We start from the raw sequence: 20,575 nt of genomic DNA on the forward strand, positions 1-20,575 counted from the left end.
CCTACCGCGAAGGAGAACACCGATGCGTATTGTCCACTTTGGACACGCTTGCACCCTTCTGGAGACCGAGGGCGCACGAATCCTGATCGATCCCGGCACCTTCTCGGTGGGCTTCGAAGGCGAACGTGAGCTGGACGCCATCCTGATCACCCACCAGCATTTCGACCACCTCGACGCGGAGAGACTGCCCGCGCTGCTGGAGGCGAACCCCGGCGCGCGACTGATCGTCGACCCGGGCTCGGCCGACGCCGTGCGGAAACTCGGCGCCGAGTTCCGGATCGCGAATCCCGGTGACGCCTTCACCATCGGCTCCAGCGGCGTCAACGTCGTCGGCGGTGAGCACGCGGTGATCCACGAGGACATCCCGGTGATCCCGAACGTCGGCTACATCGTCGACCACGGCGCGTTCTACCACCCGGGCGACTCGTTCTTCGTGCCCGAGCAGAAGATCGACGTCCTCGGCCTGCCGACCGGCGCACCCTGGCTCAAGGCGGGCGAAGCGGTCGACTACCTGCGCGCGGTCTCCCCGCGTCTCGCGGTGCCGATCCACGAAGCCGTCCTCGCGCGGCCGCAGATGCACTACGGCCTGTTCGCCAACCTCGCCCCGGAAGGCACCGAGGTCAAGGTCCTCGACGTCGGGGAGCCGGTCAAGCTCTAGGAGCGAGTCCGGCCTCGTGAGTGGTAAGGGCGGTTCTATTGAGGGGTAAGGCAAACGTGTCTTGGTCGTGGACGCGTTGCGAAAGTCGCTTTCACAACGCCTGGCCCGTGGCTTCCCCTCTGTACCGACAACTCACCGCCACACCGATGTCGCGAAAGCCACTTTCAGGACATCAGACGTCCCGAAAGTGGCTTTCGCGACACAGTCGATGCCACACGGGTCCGGTGTCGCAAGCCAATCACCTTTGCGTCCTCCTCAGTAACCGGCTTTACCACTCACGAGGCCCGAAGCTTTAGCGCGCCGGTAAGCGAGCTTCCGCACCAGGATCTCCGCCGGACCCCGGTAACCCTTGCGGTGCATCAGGTACGCGACGACGACCGACAGCAGCCACACGCCGAGTCCGCAGGCGGCCGCCACGAACGTCGGGTCGCTCGCCTGGCCGCCCAGGCCCAGCATGAACGGGGGCGCCAGGATCAGCCACGCCACCGACTGGAACAGGTAGGCGCTCAGCGTGCGCTGGCCGAGGGCGGAGATCGCGGTCACGACCACGCCTCGCTTCTTGTCGACCGCCAGGCCGATGAGGCCGAACAGGCTGATGTAGCCGATGGCGCCGAACAGGCCGCCTCCCTCGTACAGCATCTTGGCGAATCCGGCGGTCTCGGCGTCGAGCTGCAGGTAGTCGCCGGCGAAGAGGCCCATCGGCAGCCCGGCCGCGATCGCGACGCCGAATCCGCCGAACACGCCGACGAGGAGAAGGTTCCGATTCGGCTTCTCCAGAATCCGCTTCTTCGCGGCCCACGCGCCGACCCAGACGAAGAGGATCGAAGGCAGCAGGATCGCCGTGATGGCAGGCCATTCCGTGAGGCGCGCCCGCAAGGCATCGCCATAGGTCGGCGCCAGGGACGACACGTCTTCGGGTGACGGGACCGGCGCGTTCCCGGAGTTCCCGGTGAGCACCAGATACATCAGCACGGCGAGGTAGCAGCCGGCGAAACCCAGGTACAGCGCCGGAATTCGATAGAACCCTTTGCCGCGGCGCAAGAGCAGCAGGACGAACACCACGCCGATGAGCCCGTACGCGCCGAGCACGTCACCGGAGAAGAACAGCACCCCGTCGACGACACCGAAGGCCAGCAGCCACGCGTGCCGCCGCAGCAGGACGCCACGCGTCCGCGTCCACGACTGCCCCAAAGCCTGCTGCCGGTCGGCGAACTGCACCAGCCCGTAGCCGAGCATCATGCCGAACAACGGCAGCGCGCACGCGTGCACGAACACGAACAGCACCACGAAGTACGGCCGTTCCAGCCCCTCTGGCGTCTGATCGACTCCTGGTGAGTTCCCCAGGAAGATGCTCGCGGTATGCGCCAGCGCGACCAGCAGGAGCGCGAAACCCCTGGCCAGATCCGGAGCGAGCACTCGCTCACTCGTCGGCAACGACTCCATGTTTCCCCCTTCGAACCCCATTAGTATCCAACGTACACTAAATAGTGTCCGACAGATACTAATGGCAAAGTGGGGCTTGTCAGTTCGCGTCGATGAGAGCGGCCACCCCGTCGAGGACGACGTCGAGACCGAAGGTGAAGTCCGAGTCCTCGGGCTGCTCGGGTCCGCCGAGTCCGGAGGTCAGAAAGCCCACCGCGTCGGGGAAGCGCTCCGGATCGATCAGTTCGGCGAGCCCCTTGCCGTAGGCCTGCTCGGCCTGGGCCTGGCTCAACCCGCTGTCCTTCCGGCCCTCGGCGAGCTGGATGGCCTGCGCGCACGCGAGGCGGACATAGCCGCCGATCAGGACCAGGACGCCGCCCTTGGTGCCCCAGTCGAGGCCGGTATCGCGCAGCGTACGCAGGATCGCGTCCATCCAGGCGACCGAATTCGGGCCCGCCGGAGGACCGGAGAGCGGCAGTTCGACGAGCCACGGGTGGCTCATCAGCACCTCGCGGTTGGCCTGGGCCAACCTGGTCAGCTCGGCCCGCCAGCCGCCCGACGGCACCGGCGGCGGCGGATCGCCGATCGCGAAGTCGGCCATCAGCTCCAGCAGCTCCGCCTTCGAGCCGATGTGGCGGTACAGCGACATCTTCGTGACGCCCAAGTCGTTCGCCACGTTCGCCAGCGTCACGTTCGGGACGCCTTCGCGATCGGCGAGGGCCACCGCGGCCGCCACGACACTGTCGATGTCGAGCACCGACGGCCTGCCGCGCGTCGGACGCTCCGACCGCCGCCAGAGCCGCATCAGCGTCGCCTGTGCGTCACTCCGGCCGGCCTCGTCGGTCATCCCGTCAATTTAACCCGCGTTCGCGAGAGCGAGCCGTAGGTGGTGCCGAAAGCACGGTTCTCCAGCGAGACGTCGACGGCGTCGAGGAACGCCTGCCGCAGTCCCGGCCGGGCGAGGTCCGCGGCGTCGATGCCGAGCCGCACGAGCCCGCCGCGGCGGGCGGCCCGGGCGGCGGCCAGTACCAGCGCGAAGCACCGGACGGTCTCCGTCCGGTGCGACGGGCCGCCGAACTCCTGCACCCTGGCGCGCTGGACCCGGCCGGACACCAGGTCCCGCACCGAGACCAGGTCCGCGCACAGGGCGAACCCGTGCTCGCGCAGGGCCTGCACGGTGCCCTCCGACGCGATCCAGCGCGGCGGCGCGAACCCGTCGACGGCCATCCCGGTGGTGTCGAGCGCCGCCTTCGCCGCGATCAGCCGCAGCCGCGCCTCGTGCGCGGGAAGTGCCGCGAACTCGGCGCGTTTGCCCAGGTAGACAGCGCGATGGGTGGGGGTGATCTGGTGGTCGTAGCCGTGGAGGAGGACAGAGTCGCCGCGGGTACGGCGGGTCCGTACCCACTCGGTCACCGGGCCCTCGCCGGTCCGAGCGGCGTAGAGCACGGACAACGGGACCTTGCGCCTGTCGAGCTCGGCCGCGAGGTCGGCACAGCGGTGCAACGTCCGGGTGGTCACGCCGGACAGGGAAACCAGCAAACGTGCGTCCACGGTGCCCATTGGGCCAGACCGGTCTTGCGCCGGACTGACGGCGGAGTAAACGCGGCAGGTCAGCCGGGCGAATCAGGCGGGCCAGTCGTCGAGCGAACAGCCGGTGATGCGTTCGTACGCTTCGATGTACCTCGCCCTGGTGGCGGCGACGATCTCGTCGGGCAACGGTGGCGGCTCCGGTCTCTCGAGGCGGTGCCAGCCCGACAACGGGCCGGTGAGCCAATCGCGCAGCGGCTGCTTGTCGAACGACGGCCGCGGGCGGCCCGGTGTGCAACCGCCGGCGGTCCAGTAGCGGGACGAATCCGGGGTCAGGACCTCGTCGGCGAGCACCAGGTTCCCCTCGGGGTCGATGCCGAATTCGAGCTTCGTGTCCGCGAGCAGGATGCCGCGTTCGGCGGCGAACTCGGCACCGCGGCGATACACCGCCAGGGTCGCCTCGCGGACTTCCTCGGCCCGTTCGCGGCCGAGTTGCCCGACGACGTCGGCGAAAGCGATGTTCTCGTCGTGCGAGCCGTGGTCGGCCTTGGTCGCGGGGGTGAAAATGGGTTCGGGGAGCCGGGAGGATTCGGTCAGACCGGGCGGGAGTTCGACCCCGCAGACGGTGCCGTGCGCGCGATAATCGGCGAGGCCGGTGCCGGTGAGATAGCCGCGGGCGACGGCTTCGAACGGCAGCATCGCCAGCCGTCGCACCAGCAGCGCCCGGCCGCGGACCTCGGCGGGGATGCGTTCGTCGTCGTAGGAGACCAGATGGTTGGGGAGGACATCGGAGAGCTGGGAGAACCAGAACACGCTCATCGCGGTGAGCACCCGGCCCTTGTCGGGGATGGGCGTGGTGAAGATGACGTCGTAGGCGGAGATCCGGTCCGAAGTGACGAGCAGCAGATGCTCGTCATCGACGGCGTAAAGCTCACGGACCTTGCCGGCGGCGATCTTCGGGTATTCGAGCGTCGTCACGGCTGCACCCTAGCGATCAAGGATGATGGCTGATCATGCCGATCCACTGCGTTTCGTTCACCACCGACTACGGGCTGAGCGACGGTTTCGTGGCCGCGTGCCACGGGGTGATCGCGCGGATCGCGCCCGCCGTCCGGCTGATCGACGTGACCCACGAGGTGCCTCCGCAGCAGGTCAGGACCGGGGCCGAAGTGCTCGCGCAGACCGCGCCCTTCCTGCCGGAGGCGGTGCACCTCGCCGTCGTGGACCCGGGAGTCGGCACCGCGCGGCGCGGTGTCGTGGTGGTCGCGGAGCGCGGAATCCTCGTCGGGCCCGACAACGGACTTCTGCTCCCGGCGGCGGATGCACTCGGGGGGGTGAAAGCCGCCTTCGAATTGACGGCCCCGGAATACCGCCTTCCGGTGATGTCGTCGACGTTCCACGGTCGCGACATCTTCGCCCCCGCGGCGGCGCATCTCGCGCTCGGCGTTCCGCCCGCCGGTTTCGGCCCCAGCGTCGAAAACCTCGTGCGCCTGCCGGATCCGTTCGTCGCGGTGTTCCCCGGCAAGCTGGTGTCCGAGGTGCTCACGGTCGACCACTTCGGCAACGTCCAGCTCGCCGCGAGCCCCGCCGATCTCGCCTTGTCCGGGCTGTCCGGCACGGTCTCGGTCAGCAGCGAACACGTCCTGGTGAAGGCACTGGTCGGCGACACCTTCGGCACGGTGCCGCCGGGCCGGAACGTGCTCTACACCGATTCCTCGGGACGGCTCGCGGTCGCCGTGAACGGCGGTTCGGCCGCCGGCGTGCTGCGGCTGGGGCCCGCCCAGGAGTGCACGATCACCTCGTCGCCGACGGCCAGCTGACCCGGCCCGGTCACCGCCATCTTGATGCCGAACGAGACGCCGCCCTCGGGTTCGCGCCGGTAGTCGGCGAGCGAACGGATCGGCTCCGGCCCGGCCTTCTTGCCGGTCTCCTGGTCGACCATCGGCACGGTGCAGCGGATGCAGACCTTGGCGTAGCCCAGCTCCAGGCCGCCGATGGTGAGCGAGCGGACTTCGTCCTCTCGATGCGGCTCCGGCCAGCCCGCCACGACGATGTTGGGCCGGAAACGGTCCATCGGCACGGCCTCGGCGGCCCGGGACGCGATCCGCTCGTTCAGACCGTCCAAAGAGGACTCGGAGGTCAGCAGGATCGCGTGCGCGTCGGCGAAGGCCGCGGTGCCCGCGATCTCGCCGCTGGTGACGCGCTCGTGCTCCGGCGAGAGCCCGACGAACACCGACGGCAGGCCGAGGACGTCGGAGAACCACTCGGCGGCCTCGTCACCCTGGTGGACGCCCTTGCCCTGCCAGGTGAACGTCGCCGCGGGATGCCGCGGCCCGTCCGGGACCACCTCGACCAGCAGATCTTCGGCACCGGGAGCGGCGAGCCGCAGGCGGGCGCCGTCGTCGAGCACCTCGGCGCGGATCGCGGCCATCACCGGATGCTTCCGCTGGCTGCGGAACTCCCCCTCCGGGGACACGACCATCCAGGCACGATCGAACCTCAGGCCCGCCGGGGTGACGTCGGCCGTTTCGACCGACGTCCCCGCGCAACCTTTGACCGGGTAATAGACCAGCTTCGCCACTCTCGCCATGGCCGCAGATTAGCGAGTCGCCCGCGTCAGAGCACCTGGGACAGGAAACGCTGCAGGCGGTCGCTCTGCGGAGCGTCGAAGATCGCCTCCGGAGCGTCATGTTCGACGATCTTCCCGTCGTCCATGAACGCGACCTCGTCGGCGACGCCGCGCGCGAAGCCCATCTCGTGGGTGACCACGAGCAGTGTCAGCCCGCGCTCCGCGAGGCCGGCCATCAGGTTGAGGACCCCCTTGACCAGCTCCGGGTCGAGGGCGCTGGTGGCCTCGTCGAACAGCATGACCTCGGGCTCCATCGCGAGCGCCCGCGCGATCGCGACCCGCTGCTGCTGCCCGCCCGAAAGCGCGCTCGGCCGGTACGGCGCCTTGTCGGCGAGGCCGACCTCGGCGAGGCGGGCGTGCGCGATCTCGGCCGCCTCCTCCTTGCCGAGCTTCCGCACGCTGCGCAGCGGCAGGGTGATGTTGTCCAGCACACTGCGGTGGCCGAACAGGTTGAAATGCTGGAACACCATCCCGACCCGCTGGCGCAGCGCGTCCGGGTCGGCGGAGATGACGCTCTCGCCGCCCAGCAGGAGGTCGCCCGAGTCGGGCTCCTGGAGGCGGTTCACGCAGCGCAGCAGGGTCGACTTGCCGGAGCCGGACGGCCCGATGATGCAGGTCGTGCGGCCCTTCTCGACCTTGAGGTCGACGCCCTTGAGCACTTCGAGGGTGCCGAAGGAGACGTGGATGTCGCGGAGTTCGACGCTCGACGAACGTACTGCGGCCGTCATGACATCGGCACCTTTCCGGCGTTCAGGAGTCCCAGCTCGCCGCCGTCGTCGTCAGCGCGGACCTTCTTGCCGGTGCGCAGCTTCTTGTCGATGTAGTTGACCAAGTGTGTCAGCGGCACGGTGATCACCAGGTAGACGGCGCCCGCCGCGACCAGCGGCGACAGGTTCCCGGTGTTGGCCGCGAGGTCCTGTCCGATACGGAACAGGTCGCGCTGCTCGGCGAGGAAACCGAGGAAGTACACCAGGCTGGAGTCCTTGACCAGCGCGATGAACTGGTTCACCAGCGCGGGCAGCACCCGTCGCACCCCCTGCGGGATGATGACGAGCGCCATCGCCTTGGTGTAGCTCATGCCCAGCGCGCGGCTGGCCTCCATCTGTCCTTTTTCGACACTCTGGATACCGGCGCGGAAGATCTCGCCGATGTACGCGGCCGCGATCAGGCTCAGCGCCAGAATGCCCAGCGGATAAGGGTTCCGCGACAGCGACGGGATGAGGATCCCGCCGCCCTGCCCGATCACCAGGATGGTCAGGATGGCGGGCAGGCCCCGGAAGATGTCGGTGTACACCCGGGCGGGCCAGCGCAGCCACGCCTTGCTGGACAGGCCCATCGTGGCCAGCAGCATGCCGAGCACGGTGCCGATCAGTGCCGAGAACACCGACAGGATCAGCGTGTTCAGCAGGCCCGTCCCGAGGAGGTCCGGGAAGACCTCCCAGATGTACTCCCATTTCAGGAAGGTGTTGAAGAAGTCGTCCACTTACTGCTTCCCGGCTTTGAATTCCGCGGGCACCGGCGCGTTCGGTTCGAAGCGCTGGTGCACCCTTTCCCAGGTCCCGTCGGCGATGACCGCCTTGAGCCCGGCGTTGATCTTGCCGGCCAGCTCGGTGTTGCCCTTTTTGACCGCGAAACCGTGCGGGATGGTCGTGGTGATCGCCTTGACCACCTTGAGCTTCGCGTCCGGGTTCTTCGCCGCGTAGTCCTCGGCGGTCGCCTGGTCGAAGATGGCGCCGTCGATCGCGCCGGTCTTGAGCGCGGCCAGCGTCGCGGCGTCCTGCGGGAACCTCACGGCCTGCGCGTCAGGCGCGTTGGCCGCCAGCCAGCTGTCCGACACCGTGCCCTGCACGACCCCGATCCGCTTGCCCGCCAAGGATTTCTCGTCGGTGATGCCGGCGCCCTCACGGGCCTCGATACCCAGCGACTGGTAGTTGTACGGCATGGAGAAGTCGACGGTCTTGCGGCGCTCGTCGGTCTGGGAGATCCCGGAGCTGCCGATGTCGAACCTGCCGGTGGCGACCTGGCTCAGCAGCGTCGCGAACTCGGTGGAGACGAACTCGAGTTTCAGGTTCTGGTTCGCGGCGATGGCCTTCAGCAACTCGTTGTCGAACCCGGTGAACACGCCGTTTTCCTGATAGGCGTTGGGTTTCGAGTCGCTGAGCGTACCGACGCGGAGCGTGTCACCGCTCGCGCTCTCACCGCCACCGCACGCCGCCAGTACCGCCAAGAGAGCAGTACTGACGACGGCGGCGAGTGACTTCTTCATCGTGATCCTCACGCCTTGAACTGGTCCGGCACCGGGGCGGTCGGCAGGAACTTGTCGTGCAGCTTGACCCAGGTGCCGTCGGCGATGACCTGCTTCAGGCCATCGTTGATCTTCGTCTGAAGTTCGGTGTTGCCCTTCTTCACCGCGAAGCCGTGGGGCACGTCGGTGGTGAAGGACTTGACGACCTTGAGCTTCGTGTCGGCGCTCTCCTTGACGTTCGTCTCGGCGATCGCCTGGTCGAGGATGTAGGCGTCGACGGCACCGCTCTTGAGCGCGGCCAGCGCCGGGGCGTACCCGGGGAAGCGCACGGCCTGCGCGTCGGGGACGGTCGAGGTGAGCCACTTGTCGCCGACGGTCGCCTGGATCACGGCGACCCGCTTGCCCGACAAGGCCTTCTCGTCGGTGATCGGCGAGCCGTCCTTGGTCTGGATGCTCATCACTTCGAAGTTGTACGGGCTGGAGAAGTCGACGTTCTTCTTGCGCTCTTCGGTCTGCGCGATGGCCGAGCTGCCGATGTCGAACTGGTTGCTCGAGACCTGGCCGAGCAGCGAGGAGAAGTCCGTCGAAACGAACTCCAGCTTCAGGTTCTGCTTGGTGGCGATGGCCTTCAGCAGCTCGTTGTCGAAGCCGGTGAAGTTGCCGTTCTCGACGTAGATGTTCGGCGGGGCGTCGCTCAGGGTGCCGACGCGCAGGGTCTTGTCCGCGGCGGATTCTCCGCCACCGCAAGCGGCGAGCACGGCGACGAGACCGGCCGCGAGTGTCGCGATCAGGGTTTTCTTCATGATGTTCAGACCCCCGGGTTCTGGACGGGCAGGCCGGGGCCGCCCTGCTCGAGTTCCTTCGGCAGCGGCTCGGTCTTGAAGAACTGAGCGTGCAGGCGGGCGACGGTGCCGTCCGCCACGGCCTTCGCGAGGCCGTCGTTGAGCTTCTTCAGCAGGTCCTTGTTGTCCTTGCGGACGGCGAACGCGGACGGCGTGTCCTTGGTCTCGACGGTGTAGCCGAACTCCAGCGGCACGGCCGGGTTCTGGTCGATGTACTTCTGCCCGATGTCCTTCGGCACGACCCAGCCGTCGAGGCTGCCCGCCTTCAGCTGTGCGAAACCGGCGTTGTAGTCCGGGAAGCGGACGACGTTGGCGCCGGGGACCTTGCCGCTCGCGAAGTCGTCCTGCACCGACGCCTGCACGACGCCGAGCCGCTTGCCGTTGAAGGCGCCGACGTCCTTGAGGCTCGCGCCCTTCTTGGTGAGGATCGTGGTGAACCCGGTGCTGTAGCCGTTGCTGAACGCGACGGTCTTCTTGCGGGCCTCGGTGGTGGAGATCGTGGAGCTGCCGATGTCGAACTTGTTGGTGGCGACGGCGGCCAGCAGACCGGCGAACTCGGTACCGACGAACTCGACCTCGAAGCCCTCACGCTTCGCGATGTCGCGGAGCAGTTCGTTGTCGTAGCCGGTGAAGTTGCCGTTCTCCAGGTAGATGGACGGCGGCGCGTCGGTCAGGGTGCCGACGCGCAGCTTCTGGCCGCTCGCGGCGGTGTCGCCGGAGCCGCAGGCGGCCAGGGCGAGGGTGGCCGCTCCAGCCGTGACGACTGCGACGATTTTCGACAGCGTGGATCTCATCGCTTCTTCCGTGGGTTTCGGCGCCAAGGCGCGATACAAGCACGTCAGGCCGCCTCATGGGCGGCCTGGCGCTCCGGGTTCAGCGATCGAGATTAGGCATTTCGCCCGATCGAGTAATGTCGTCCCAGTATTTGATATCGCGCGACCGGGATCACGCTGCCAGGACGCAAACTGCTGAAATCCCAGCTCACGCTGGTCTTCGGGGCGCCCTGCCATCGTGATCCCGGGGCCTGGCGGCCCAAAACGCGCGACTTCAAGGGATCAAGAGACCTTGGTCACCGGAGACTGTGGTCACCGGAGGCTCGGTCAGGTCAGAGAATCGGGGCGGGCGAGTAGCCCGCAGCCTCCGGGAAACGCTCCAGGACCGCCTCGACGCGCGAAGCGATCGCGGCCACCTGACGCGGTGCGACACCGGTGAAAGAGATCCGGTCGGCGAGGAGTTTGTCCAGCTCACCGCGGTCGAGCGGGATGCGCTCGTCGGCGGCGAGGCGGTCGAGAAGGTCGTTCTCCGCCAGCCCCTGCTCCCGCATCGCGAGCGCGACGCCGACGGCGTTCTCCTTGATCGCCTCGTGCGCGGTTTCACGCCCGACGCCCGCGCGGACCGAGGCCATGAGCACCTTGGTGGTCGCGAGGAACGGCAGATAGCGATCGAGCTCACGTCCGATGACGGCCGGGAAAGCGCCGAACTCGGCCAGCACCGTGAGGAAGGTCTCCAGCAGGCCGTCGAGCGCGAAGAACGCGTCGGGCAGCGCGACCCGGCGGACGACGGAGTCGGAGACGTCGCCTTCGTTCCACTGGTCGCCGGAGAGCTCGCCGATCATCGACAGGTAACCGCGCAGCACCACGGCGAGGCCGTTGACCCGCTCGCACGAACGCGTGTTCATCTTGTGCGGCATGGCCGACGAGCCGACCTGGCCCGGCTTGAAGCCCTCGGTGACCAGTTCGTGGCCCGCCATCAGGCGGATCGTCTTCGCCAGGCTCGACGGCGCCGCGGCCAGCTGGACCACGGCGGACAGCACGTCGAAGTCGAGCGACCGCGGGTACACCTGGCCGACGCTGGTGAACACCCGCTCGAAGCCGAGGTGGGTCGCGACCCGCGACTCCAGTTCGTCCAAAGTGGACTCGTCGCCGAGCAGGTCGAGCATGTCCTGCGCGGTGCCGACCGGTCCCTTGATCCCGCGCAGCGGGTAGCGGCCGATCAGCTCGTCGAGCCGCTCGAACGCGACGAGCAGTTCGTCGGCGGCGGTGGCGAACCGCTTGCCCAGCGTCGTCGCCTGCGCGGCGACGTTGTGCGAACGTCCCGCCATCACCGTGTCGGAGTGTTCGACCGCGATCGACGCGAGCCGCGCGAGTACCGCGCCGACGCGGCTGCGGACCAGCTCCAGCGAGCGCCGCACCTGCAGCTGCTCGACGTTCTCGGTGAGGTCACGCGAGGTCATGCCCTTGTGGACGTGCTCGTGCCCGGCGAGCGCGTTGAACTCCTCGATCCGGGCCTTGACGTCGTGGCGGGTGACCCGCTCGCGGGCGGCGATCGAGTCGAGGTCGACCTGCTCCAGCACGCGCTCGTAGTCGGCGACGACACCTTCTCCCACCTCGACGCCGAGGTCGGCCTGCGCCCGGAGCACGGCGAGCCAGAGCTCGCGCTCCAGCACGACCTTGTGTTCCGGGGACCACAGTTCGACCAGCTCACGCGAGGCGTAGCGGCCGGCGAGCACGTTGGGGATGAGGGGCTTGTCCGTCACGCCGCCAGACTAACCCGACGCATTTCGTCCTCTAGGTGCGCCTTGACTCGCCCACCTCCGCCGCGTTTCGTCCTCTAGTTGCGGTAGTTGGCGATACGAACTACCGCAACTAGAGGACGAAACGCGGGGTTCAGGCGAGGGCGGGGTCAGGCGAGGGCGGCCTGCAGCATGCGCGCGGCGGCGGCCCTCGGTTCCGGATCGACCTCGATCAGCGCGTTGACCACGGCGCCGTCGACCAGGGCGACCAGCCGCTCCAGTTCGACGCCGTCCACGGGGGTGCCGGAGCGCTCGAAGATCTCGTGGAGGAGTTCGTACAGCTGCGCGGACAGCGTCCGCATCAGGGGGCGAAGGTACGGACGACGCCCTGTCCCGACCAAGCGCTCGTAGCGCAGGAGGACCGCTTCGGCGTCGGCCTCGCGATCCGGGCGAAGCGGGCCGAGGAGCATGTCCAGCACCAGGTCGACGGTGGCCTCGACACCGCGGTTGCGGGTCGCCAGCTCGTCGAGCCGCCGCCGTCCGGTTTCCAGTTCCTGGTTCGCGTGGTGCTCGACAGCGGCCGTGACGAGCTCGTCGAGCGAGTCGAAGTAGTACGTCGTCGAAGCCAGCGGCAAGCCCGCGCGCTCGGCGACCGCACGGTGCCGCACGGCGTCGAACCCGCCTTCGGCGAGCAGTGACGCGGCGGACTCGATGAGCTCGGCGCGCCTTCGCTCACCCTTCGGCGTTGTCGCTGCGACGGTCATGACGGGCTATTTTGCCAGGTGCTTTCAGTAGCGGGCGGCGAGCACGGCGACGAACCGGTCGACGTCGGACTCGGGGAAGGCGGGCCTGCCGGAGCCGTCACCGAGGCTCACCACGACCACCAGCGATCCCTTGGCGGTCGTCCGCTGCGCGCTGGACGCCCCGATGGGCGTCTGCGGCACGGACGAGCCCGCCGGGAAGACCGCGACGGCGACCGAGCCACCCGGCACCTGGAACCCCGCGGACCTGGCCCCCGTCGTACAGATGTCGCCGGGCGTCGACTTGGCGACATCCACGGGGACCGGGAGCTCGCCAGCGAGGGCGGTGGCGAGCTCCCGATCCACCTGGTCGCACCCGTAGGTGCCTTCGGCCGTCATCTGGCCGGTCTTCTCTGGCCCTCCGCCCCCCTGCTGAGGCGGCGGGTTCGAGAAGTTCGAGGACTCCCCGCTGTCAAGAGGACGTGCGGACGCCGCCCCGGGTTGCCCCGCGGAGGCTGCTTCGTTGTCGGACTTGGCCGCGGTACCCATCTGGAAGTCGGTTCCGCCGAGCACGCCGAACATGCCCACTCCGGCCAGCACCAAAACCACCGCGCTACAGGCCAAAGCGATGCCGTTGCGGCGCCGGGCGGTCGCGCGCCGGGAGGCGTGGACGACGTCGGAGGTGTCGAAGCTCGACGCCGGGGCGTCGCCGGGGGCGTCACGGAACAACGCCTTCAGGTCATTCTCGTCCATCCCGTGCCACCTCCTCCTTCTCCATGACCTGCCTGAGGTTCGCCAGCCCGCGTGCGGTCTGGCTCTTCACGTTTCCTTCGCTGCAGCCGAGCACCTTCGCCGCGGCACCGACGTCCAGCCCCTCGAAGAACCGGAGCACCAGCACGGCCCGCTGTTTCGGGGGCACCTCACGCAACGCGGCCAGCAGGTCTTCCCTGGTGACGACCTGTTCGCCGAGGTCGAAGCCGTCCTGCGGCGGTTCGGGCAGCTCTTCGGTCTGCCACTCCCGCCGCCACGGCCGCCTCGACTCGTCGATGGCCGCCCTGACCAGCGTCTTCCGCACGTAGGCGTCGGTCGCCGCCCGTTCCCTGATCTTCTTCCACCTCCGGTGCAGCGCGACGAACGCCGTCTGCGCGAGGTCGTCCGCGCGATGCCAGTCACCGCAGAGCATGTACGCGGTCCTGCGCACGGAGTCCCGCTTCGCGGCGAAGTACTCCGCGAACTCTTGTTCGTCGCGCTGATTCACGCGGTTGTTGTCTCCGCTCTTGCCTCGTCGATGGGTAGGACGGAACCGGGGGCGTCCACGGTTGCATGAGCGGGCTCAGCGGACCAGCCGGGGAGGAGATTCATGGCATGCCCGTCGATGTGATGTGATCGTACCGTGACCTCGAGCCCCCTTTCGCTGATCGATTTCCGCTCCGACACCGTGACCCGGCCGGACGACGTCATGCGCCAGGCCATGGCGAACGCCGAGGTCGGCGACAACGTCCTCGACGGCGATCCGACCGTCACCGCCCTCGAACAGCGCGCCGCGAAGGTCCTCGGCATGCCCGCCGCGCTCTGGACGCCGACCGGCACCATGGCGAACCTGATCGCGCTGTGCCTCCACCTCCAGCGCGGCGACCGGTTCCTCGCGCCGCGCGGCGCGCACGTGATCACCGACGAACTCGGTTCCGCCGCCTGGCTCGCGGGCGGCATGGCGGAGCCGCTGGAGCACGACGCCGGCCCGGGACGGCCGACGCCGGACACGCTTTCCGCCGCGATCGGCATCCCGCGCGGGCCGTACTACGCGCTGCGCACGCCGCTGTTGTGCCTGGAGAACACGCACAACTCGGCGGGCGGCGCGGTCACCCCGCCCGCCGAGCACGCCCAGCTGGTCGCGGTGGCGAAAGAGGCGGGCCTGACCGTGCACCTCGACGGCGCCCGCATCTGGCACGCGGCGGTCGCGCTGGGGGTTCCGCCCGCGGCTCTCACGGTCGGCGTCGACACCGTCTCGGCCTGCTTCTCCAAGGGCCTCGGCGCGCCCGTCGGCTCGGTGGTGGCGGGCAGCCCGGAGTTCGTCGAGAAGGCGCGGCGGATGCGGCAGATGCTCGGCGGCGGCGTCCGGCAGGGCGGGGTCCTGGCCGCGGCCGCGCTGGTCGCGCTGGACCGCGTCGGCGACCTGGCCGAGACGCACGAGAACGCGACACGGCTCGCGGCCGGGTTCGCCGAGCACGGCTGGGAGGTCAACACACCCGAGACCAACATCGTGCAGGTCACCGCACCCGACCTCGTCGGTCGCCTGGCGTGGCTGGACCGGCTCGGGATCCAGGTGCTGCCGTCGGCGGGCCGGATCCGCTTCGTGCTGCACCGGGACCTTTCGGCGGCCGACGTCGAAGAAACCATCGAACGCATCAAGACCGGGGGCTGAACATGAACTGGATCGTCTTCGACTACGGCGACGTCATCAGCGAGCACACCGACGCGCTACCCACCCTTGCCAAGGCGTTCGGCCACGAACTCGCCGATTTCGAGCCGCACTACTGGGCCGAACGGGACCGGTACGACTCCGGCGGCTCGGACCTCGAGTACTGGCAGAGCGTCGGCCGCGCACTGAACGTCCCGGTCGACAAGGCCTTCGCCGAAGAACTGACCCGCATCGACGTCGAGGGCTGGACACACCTCGAACCGGACGTGCTGGAGTTGCTCCAGGGCCTGCACGAGGCGGGCGCGGCGCTCGCGCTGCTCTCCAACGCGTCGTCGACCTTCGGACGTTGGGTGCGCGAGCAGGAATGGGCGAGCCTGTTCCGCGTGACGCTCTTTTCCGGCGACCTCGGCTGCATGAAACCCGACGCGAAGATCTTCCGGATCCTGCTCGGCGAACTCGGCGCCGAACCGGCGGACTGCCTGTTCTTCGACGATCGTCAGTCCAATGTGGACGGTGCACGGGCGGTGGGGATGAAGGCGGAGCGCTGGGTCGGCGTGACAACAGCGCAATCTGCCTTCGGCTCTTCGGAGGAATAATTCACCCTCGCCGTTCATCCGCTTACGCGCGGTGATCCGGATGACCTAAGCTGATCTGTGTCCCGAACCGAGTTTTCACGGTAGGTGCCCATGCCAGGTCCCGACGACCGGCGTCCGTTCGTGCCCGTCGATTTCGACCGGCCGAGCATCGCGCGTGTCTTCGACGCGCTCATGGGTGGCCAGGACAATTACGAGGCCGACAGGGTGGTGCTGCGCCAGATCCTGGAGCTCGCGCCGGAGTCGCAGGTCATGGCCAAAGAGGTCCGGCACTGGCTGGTCAGGACCGTGCGCTACCTGACCGACCGGGAGGGCATCGACCAGTTCCTCGACCTCGGTTCCGGCTTCCCGACCGTGGACAACACGCATCAGGTCGCGCAGCGGTACAACCCCGAGGCGCGGGTCGTCTACGTCGACCACGATCCGGTGGTCCAGGCACACGGCCGCGCGCTGCTCGCGGCGAACGACTTCGCGCACATGGCGGGCGCCGACCTGACCGAACCCGCCGAGGTCATCGAGGGCCTCGCACGCACTCACCGGCTGGAGTTCGACAGGCCGGTCGGGCTGATCCTGTGCGCGATCATCCATCACATCCAGGACCTCGACCAGGCGCGGAAGATCGTCCGCGCCTACGTCGACGCGCTGGCCCCGGGCTCGTTCGTCGTGCTGCTGCACCAGCACAACCCCGCCGACGGCTCGGAAGCCGCCGACGTCGCGACGTCGCTGGAGAAGCGCTTCAACGGCACCGGCCTCGACACGTTGTACCGCTCACGCGAGGAGATCGGGTCGTTCTTCGAGGGGCTCGACCTCGTCGAACCCGGGCTGACGTACCCGCATCTGTGGTGGCCGGACGGCCCGCGCTTCACCCCGCTCTCGACCGTGAACTTCACGTCGCTCGGCGGGGTGGCGCGCAAGCCCTAGCCCCCTCGGTGACTCAGCGGCTCAGTGACTCAGCGGCGAAGCTGCTTCGGGGTGCCCTTGCCCTTGATGGCGCCATAGGCGGCCGTGCCGAGGAAGACCGCGCCACCGATGATGGCGATCCAAAAGACGGCCTTCACGAGGAAACCGAGCACGGACCCGAGCACCATGAAGGCCACCCAAGCCAGAATCAGCCCGCCGACGATCTTCCAGAACATGGCATCCTCCGATTGCCTCACCGCGCCCAAGCGGGCCCGGTGAGTCCAGGTTGTCAGGCTGAGCTCGTAATTGCCTTCGTTCTGCCTAACGTTCAGGGTGAATTCCGGGTTCCCCAGGACCGGTGAGCCAGTCGCCGAGCCTGCGGATGCCCTCGTCGATGTCCTCGCGCGAGCCCGCGAAGGAGAACCGCACGAACCGGCCGCCGTCGACCGGGTCGAAGTCGATACCGGGAGCGATCGCGACGCCGGTGTCGGCGAGGATGCGCTGGCACCAGCTGAGACTGTCGTTCGTGTACGCGGAGACGTCTGCGTAGGCGTAGAAGGCGCCGTCGGCGGGCGCGAGCTTGTCGATGCCGATGCCCTTGAGACCGGCGAAGAGCGCGTCGCGGTTGGCGCGGTAGTGCTCGACGTGGCCGTCGGCCTCCGCGTACGACTCCTGGGTGAACGCGGCGACCGCGGCGTGCTGGGAGACCGCGGGCGGGCAGATGGTGAAGTTGCCGGTCAGGACGTCGATCGCGCGGTGCAACCGCTGGGGCGCGAGCATCCAGCCGAGCCGCCAGCCGGTCATGGCGAAGTACTTGGAGAACGAGCCGAGGACGAGCGCCTCGCTCCCGTACTGCCAGGCGCAGTCGAGCCCGGCGCCGTAGGAGATCCCGTGGTAGATCTCGTCGCTGATCAACTGCACGCCGTGTGACGCGCACCAACCGCTGATCGCGGCCAGTTCACCCGGTGGCAGGACGGTGCCCGTCGGGTTGCTGGGGCTGGCCACGATGAGCCCCTTGATCGGACCGAGTTCGTCGAGCAGGGCCGTCGTCGGCTGGAAGTTCGTCGCGGCCCCGGTAGCGAACTCGACGACCTCGCAACCGAGCACCTTCAGCAGGTTGCGATAGGCCGGGTAGCCGGGACGCGCCATCGCGACCCGGTCGCCCGCCTCGAAGGCGCTGAGGAACGAAAGCAGGAAGCCGCCGGAAGAACCGGTCGTCATGATGACGTCCTGCGGGCTCACGTCGACCGAGTACGTGCGGTTGTAGTGCGTCGCGACGGCTTCGCGCAGTTCCGGGATGCCGAGCTGTTCGGTGTAGCCGAGGGTCTGATCCTTCAACGCCCGCTCGGCGGCTTCGAGCACCGGACGCGGCGCCGGCGCGGACGGCTGCCCCGCGACCAGCGGGACCAGATCGCCGTGGCTGCGCTGCCGTGCCTGCGCGGCCGAAAGGACGTCCATGACATGGAACGGCGGGACGTCGGAACGAGCGGCGGGACCGGGGAAGGACATGGGGTGAGGCTAACTCGCCTTCGCCAGGAGAACCGAGAAACCGTCGAGGAGTCGTTGGAGGCCGAACTCGAAGAGGGTGTCGAGGTCGTAGTCGAACGGGGCGCGCAAGGCGACGTCGGCGAAGTTCGGGAACCGGCCGCCGGCGACCAGGTCCCGGAGGATCGGCTCGTGCACGGCGAGCCAGGCGTCGGCCGAGACCGCCGTTCCGGATTCGCTCTCGGCCTCGGACTCGAAACTGAGGGCGATACCGCGCACGTGGTTGAAGATCGTGATGTGCGCGTACATGATCGTCGACGCCGGGAGGCCGTGACCGTCCAGCGCGCGGGTGGCCCAGTCCGCGTGGCGCAGCAGGTTCGCCAACGGCTGCGGGCGGGTGATCGAGAGCGCCTGCGCGAGCCAAGGGTGCCGGCGGAACAACGCCCATTGGGCCCTGGCCATCAGCTCCAGCTGGACCCGCCAGCCGGGCGGCGGTTCGGGCGGGAAACGGATCTCGCCGAGCACCATGTCGGCCATCTCGAGGATCAGCTCCTCCTTCGCGGTGACATGGCGATAAAGCGCCATCGTCGCGACGCCGAGACCTGACGCGACGCGGCGCATGGAGAGGGCGCGGATGCCCTCGGCGTCCGCGATCCGGATCGCGGCCTTCACCACCCGGTCGCGTGAGAGCTCCGCTTCGGTTCTCGGCGCGGCCGTCCTGGCGCGGCCCGCGACGACCGTGCCGGCACCGGGTTTGGCGATGACCAGGCCGTCCCGTTTGAGCGTGGCGAGCACCTTCGTCGCGGTCGCCATCGCGACCCCCCACTCGGCGATGATCCCGCGCGTCGACGGGACCTTGTCGCCCTCACGCAGCTCGCCGGTGACGATGCGGCGGCGGATCTCGGCGGCGATCCGCAGGTAGGGCGGTTCGGTCATGGTCGACTCCTTGCCATAGTGCACTTTGCGGTCGCCGCGACCTGATCCGGCCACCGCACTAGCTCGATCGCACTAGTGCGTTCGATGCTTTCCCCGCGTTTTCCTCGGCGGCGAGCGTGCGGTCCATACGTTGTACGCAGTGCTTCAAAACAGCGTACACAGGGGAGTTCACATGCAGAAGGTGCTGATTTCGGGCGCGGGAATCGCCGGTACGACGCTGGCGTACTGGCTGCGGCGGCACGGTTTCGCACCGACGGTCGTCGAGCGGGCGCCCGCACCCCGGGCCGGCGGGCACGCGGTCGACATCCGCGGCACGGCGCTCGGTGTCGTCGACCGGATGGGGGTGCTCGGGCGCCTCCGGGAGCTGGGCACGGACATGCGCGGGATGTCGTTCGTGAACGGGGCCGGGAAGACGCTGGTGAAGGTCACCGACCACACGCTGACCGGCGGGCTCACCGACAGCGAAGACGTCGAGATCCTTCGAGACGACCTCACGGACACGCTGGCCTCGGTCGCTCAGGACGGCGTCGAGTACGTGTTCGGCGACTGGGTCACCGGGATCGCGCAACGAACCGACGGCGTGCGGGTCACCTTCGCCCAGGGCGGACCGCGCGACTTCGACCTCGTGGTCGGCGCGGACGGACTGCACTCGGCCGTGCGATCGCTGGTTTTCGGGGCGGAGAAACAGTTTTCACACCATATGGACACCTATCTCGCGGTGTTCACCGTGCCGAACTTCCTCGACCTGGACCGCTGGCAGACCTTCCACATGACGCCGGGGAAGATGGCCGGTCTGTACAGCGCGCGGAACAACACGGAGGCGCGAGCGATACTCGGCTTCCAGTCTCCGGAGATCGACTTCGACCGGTATGACCTTGCGCAGCAACGAAAAATCCTCGCGGACCACTTCCTCGGCCAGGGCTGGGAAGTGCCGCGGCTGGTCCGTGAAATGGAGTCGAGCGAGCTGTACTTCGATTCGATGACCCAGATCCGGATGGACCGCTTCAGCGAAGGGCGGGTCACACTGACGGGTGACGCGGGCTACGGTCCGTCGCCACTTTCGGGACAGGGCACCAGCTTGGCGCTCGTCGGCGCTTACGTGCTGGCCGGGTCGCTCGCGTCTTCGCCGGATCATCGCGCCGCTTTCGCCTTGTACGAAAAGGAAATGCGGCCGTTCGTGCTCAAGAACCAAGCGCTGGCCTCGATGAACCAGAAGAAGCAGACCCGGTTCACGCAATGGAAGCAGATCCAGTCGATGCGGGCGCTGCCCTATCTGCCGTTCCGGGACCGGATCATGAAGGCGGCCATGCGACCGTTGACGGAAGCCGCGAACGCCTTGGTACTCAAGGACTACTGAGACGGCTCGTGAGTGGTAAGGCGGTTAGTGCCGAAGGGACTTAGGTACCTGCTGGCTGTGGCTGGAGTTGGTCGCAGGTCCGTGAATGCCTCCTTGCCTACCCTGAAGGTAGCGAAGGATGCCTTCACGGACCGCAGAGGCGAGCCAGAGCGGCGGTGGCGTGACGGGTCGAGTCGTTGCGAGGGCCGCGCCAGCCAGTCCGGGCGTGGGGGGGGGGGGGGGGGGGGGGGGGGGGGGGGGGGGGGGGGGGGGGGGGGGGGGGAAGAGGGGGGGGGGGAGAAAAGGGGGGAAAGAGAAAAAGAAGAAGAAA

Annotated in this window: 23 protein-coding genes; 6 read left to right on the forward strand and 17 right to left on the reverse strand. The window is 68.4% G+C overall.

Features of this window, described 5'->3' with window-relative positions; all coding sequences use genetic code 11:
• Positions 1 to 22 precede the first annotated feature (22 nt).
• On the forward strand, positions 23 to 658 hold the full coding sequence (locus tag ACZ5IK_RS35995; RefSeq protein WP_465491736.1) for an MBL fold metallo-hydrolase: 636 nt from the start codon (positions 23 to 25) through the stop codon (positions 656 to 658).
• A 255-nt stretch (positions 659 to 913) separates the two neighbouring features.
• On the opposite strand, the gene ACZ5IK_RS36000 is transcribed toward ACZ5IK_RS35995, so the two are convergent.
• From ACZ5IK_RS36000 to ACZ5IK_RS36015, 4 genes are all read right to left on the reverse strand, one after another.
• Positions 914 to 2,101: a DUF418 domain-containing protein gene (locus ACZ5IK_RS36000; protein WP_465491737.1), complete on the reverse strand. Its 1,188-nt coding sequence runs from the start codon at positions 2,099 to 2,101 to the stop codon at positions 914 to 916.
• A 79-nt stretch (positions 2,102 to 2,180) separates the two neighbouring features.
• Positions 2,181 to 2,927, reverse strand: coding sequence for a TetR/AcrR family transcriptional regulator C-terminal domain-containing protein (locus ACZ5IK_RS36005; protein ID WP_465491738.1), 747 nt, complete (start codon positions 2,925 to 2,927; stop codon positions 2,181 to 2,183).
• Positions 2,924 to 3,640: a DUF2334 domain-containing protein gene (locus ACZ5IK_RS36010; RefSeq protein ID WP_465491739.1), complete on the reverse strand. Its 717-nt coding sequence runs from the start codon at positions 3,638 to 3,640 to the stop codon at positions 2,924 to 2,926. The genes ACZ5IK_RS36005 and ACZ5IK_RS36010 overlap by 4 nt, the downstream gene beginning before the upstream one ends.
• A 63-nt stretch (positions 3,641 to 3,703) precedes the next feature.
• Positions 3,704 to 4,585 carry a phosphoribosylaminoimidazolesuccinocarboxamide synthase gene (locus ACZ5IK_RS36015; protein WP_465491740.1) on the reverse strand — a complete coding sequence of 294 codons (882 nt, stop codon included), beginning with the start codon at positions 4,583 to 4,585 and terminating at the stop codon, positions 3,704 to 3,706.
• Between the two features lie 35 nt (positions 4,586 to 4,620).
• Here ACZ5IK_RS36015 and ACZ5IK_RS36020 point away from each other — a divergent pair, with 35 nt between their 5' ends.
• Positions 4,621 to 5,427, forward strand: a complete 807-nt coding sequence (locus tag ACZ5IK_RS36020) for an SAM hydrolase/SAM-dependent halogenase family protein (RefSeq protein ID WP_465491741.1) — start codon at positions 4,621 to 4,623, stop codon at positions 5,425 to 5,427.
• Here the strand turns inward: ACZ5IK_RS36020 and ACZ5IK_RS36025 are convergent.
• From ACZ5IK_RS36025 to ACZ5IK_RS36070, 10 genes are all read right to left on the reverse strand, one after another.
• Positions 5,310 to 6,197 (reverse strand): MOSC domain-containing protein, encoded by an 888-nt coding sequence (locus tag ACZ5IK_RS36025; RefSeq protein ID WP_465491742.1) that lies wholly within the window; start codon positions 6,195 to 6,197, stop codon positions 5,310 to 5,312. The two genes, ACZ5IK_RS36020 and ACZ5IK_RS36025, sit on opposite strands and share 118 nt — an antisense overlap.
• A 26-nt stretch (positions 6,198 to 6,223) precedes the next feature.
• Positions 6,224 to 6,964 carry an amino acid ABC transporter ATP-binding protein gene (locus tag ACZ5IK_RS36030; protein WP_101611298.1) on the reverse strand — a complete coding sequence of 247 codons (741 nt, stop codon included), beginning with the start codon at positions 6,962 to 6,964 and terminating at the stop codon, positions 6,224 to 6,226.
• Positions 6,961 to 7,719, reverse strand: a complete 759-nt coding sequence (locus tag ACZ5IK_RS36035; protein ID WP_465491743.1) for an amino acid ABC transporter permease — start codon at positions 7,717 to 7,719, stop codon at positions 6,961 to 6,963. Before ACZ5IK_RS36035 ends, ACZ5IK_RS36030 begins: the two co-directional genes overlap by 4 nt.
• Positions 7,720 to 8,502 (reverse strand): ABC transporter substrate-binding protein, encoded by a 783-nt coding sequence (locus tag ACZ5IK_RS36040; protein WP_465491744.1) that lies wholly within the window; start codon positions 8,500 to 8,502, stop codon positions 7,720 to 7,722.
• Between the two features lie 8 nt (positions 8,503 to 8,510).
• Positions 8,511 to 9,284 (reverse strand): ABC transporter substrate-binding protein, encoded by a 774-nt coding sequence (locus ACZ5IK_RS36045; protein WP_465491745.1) that lies wholly within the window; start codon positions 9,282 to 9,284, stop codon positions 8,511 to 8,513.
• Positions 9,285 to 9,289: 5 nt separating this feature from the next.
• Positions 9,290 to 10,117, reverse strand: coding sequence for a substrate-binding periplasmic protein (locus ACZ5IK_RS36050; protein ID WP_465491746.1), 828 nt, complete (start codon positions 10,115 to 10,117; stop codon positions 9,290 to 9,292).
• Positions 10,118 to 10,428: 311 nt separating this feature from the next.
• Positions 10,429 to 11,859 carry an adenylosuccinate lyase gene (gene purB / locus ACZ5IK_RS36055; protein WP_465491747.1) on the reverse strand — a complete coding sequence of 477 codons (1,431 nt, stop codon included), beginning with the start codon at positions 11,857 to 11,859 and terminating at the stop codon, positions 10,429 to 10,431.
• 146 nt (positions 11,860 to 12,005) lie between these two features.
• Complete coding sequence (locus ACZ5IK_RS36060; RefSeq protein WP_465491748.1) at positions 12,006 to 12,599, reverse strand: TetR/AcrR family transcriptional regulator; 594 nt, start codon at positions 12,597 to 12,599, stop codon at positions 12,006 to 12,008.
• Between the two features lie 24 nt (positions 12,600 to 12,623).
• Positions 12,624 to 13,328, reverse strand: coding sequence for a hypothetical protein (locus tag ACZ5IK_RS36065; RefSeq protein WP_465491749.1), 705 nt, complete (start codon positions 13,326 to 13,328; stop codon positions 12,624 to 12,626).
• Positions 13,315 to 13,833 (reverse strand): SigE family RNA polymerase sigma factor, encoded by a 519-nt coding sequence (locus ACZ5IK_RS36070; RefSeq protein ID WP_020632335.1) that lies wholly within the window; start codon positions 13,831 to 13,833, stop codon positions 13,315 to 13,317. Before ACZ5IK_RS36070 ends, ACZ5IK_RS36065 begins: the two co-directional genes overlap by 14 nt.
• 135 nt (positions 13,834 to 13,968) lie before the next feature.
• Between ACZ5IK_RS36070 and ACZ5IK_RS36075 the strand changes: the two genes are divergently transcribed.
• From ACZ5IK_RS36075 to ACZ5IK_RS36085, 3 genes are all read left to right on the forward strand, one after another.
• Positions 13,969 to 14,997 carry a threonine aldolase family protein gene (locus ACZ5IK_RS36075; RefSeq protein ID WP_465491750.1) on the forward strand — a complete coding sequence of 343 codons (1,029 nt, stop codon included), beginning with the start codon at positions 13,969 to 13,971 and terminating at the stop codon, positions 14,995 to 14,997.
• A 2-nt stretch (positions 14,998 to 14,999) separates the two neighbouring features.
• Positions 15,000 to 15,590 (forward strand): HAD family hydrolase, encoded by a 591-nt coding sequence (locus tag ACZ5IK_RS36080; protein WP_465491751.1) that lies wholly within the window; start codon positions 15,000 to 15,002, stop codon positions 15,588 to 15,590.
• Positions 15,591 to 15,680: 90 nt separating this feature from the next.
• Entirely contained in the window at positions 15,681 to 16,508 is an 828-nt protein-coding gene (locus ACZ5IK_RS36085; RefSeq protein ID WP_465491752.1) for an SAM-dependent methyltransferase, read from the forward strand.
• Positions 16,509 to 16,537: 29 nt separating this feature from the next.
• Here the strand turns inward: ACZ5IK_RS36085 and ACZ5IK_RS36090 are convergent, their stop codons facing one another.
• The 3 genes from ACZ5IK_RS36090 to ACZ5IK_RS36100 form a co-directional block, all read right to left on the reverse strand.
• Positions 16,538 to 16,723 (reverse strand): hypothetical protein, encoded by a 186-nt coding sequence (locus tag ACZ5IK_RS36090; RefSeq protein ID WP_125784844.1) that lies wholly within the window; start codon positions 16,721 to 16,723, stop codon positions 16,538 to 16,540.
• An 85-nt stretch (positions 16,724 to 16,808) separates the two neighbouring features.
• On the reverse strand, positions 16,809 to 17,996 hold the full coding sequence (locus ACZ5IK_RS36095) for a pyridoxal phosphate-dependent aminotransferase (RefSeq protein WP_465491753.1): 1,188 nt from the start codon (positions 17,994 to 17,996) through the stop codon (positions 16,809 to 16,811).
• Positions 17,997 to 18,005: 9 nt separating this feature from the next.
• The gene (locus ACZ5IK_RS36100) at positions 18,006 to 18,908 is read right to left on the reverse strand and encodes a TetR/AcrR family transcriptional regulator C-terminal domain-containing protein (RefSeq protein WP_465491754.1); all 903 of its coding nucleotides are present in this window, start codon (positions 18,906 to 18,908) and stop codon (positions 18,006 to 18,008) included.
• Positions 18,909 to 19,080: 172 nt separating this feature from the next.
• On the opposite strand from ACZ5IK_RS36100, the gene ACZ5IK_RS36105 reads away from it, so the two are divergent.
• Complete coding sequence (locus ACZ5IK_RS36105) at positions 19,081 to 20,265, forward strand: FAD-dependent monooxygenase (protein ID WP_465491755.1); 1,185 nt, start codon at positions 19,081 to 19,083, stop codon at positions 20,263 to 20,265.
• The last annotated feature ends 310 nt before the right edge of the window (positions 20,266 to 20,575 follow it).

The organism is Amycolatopsis sp. NPDC031561, from assembly GCF_055580625.1.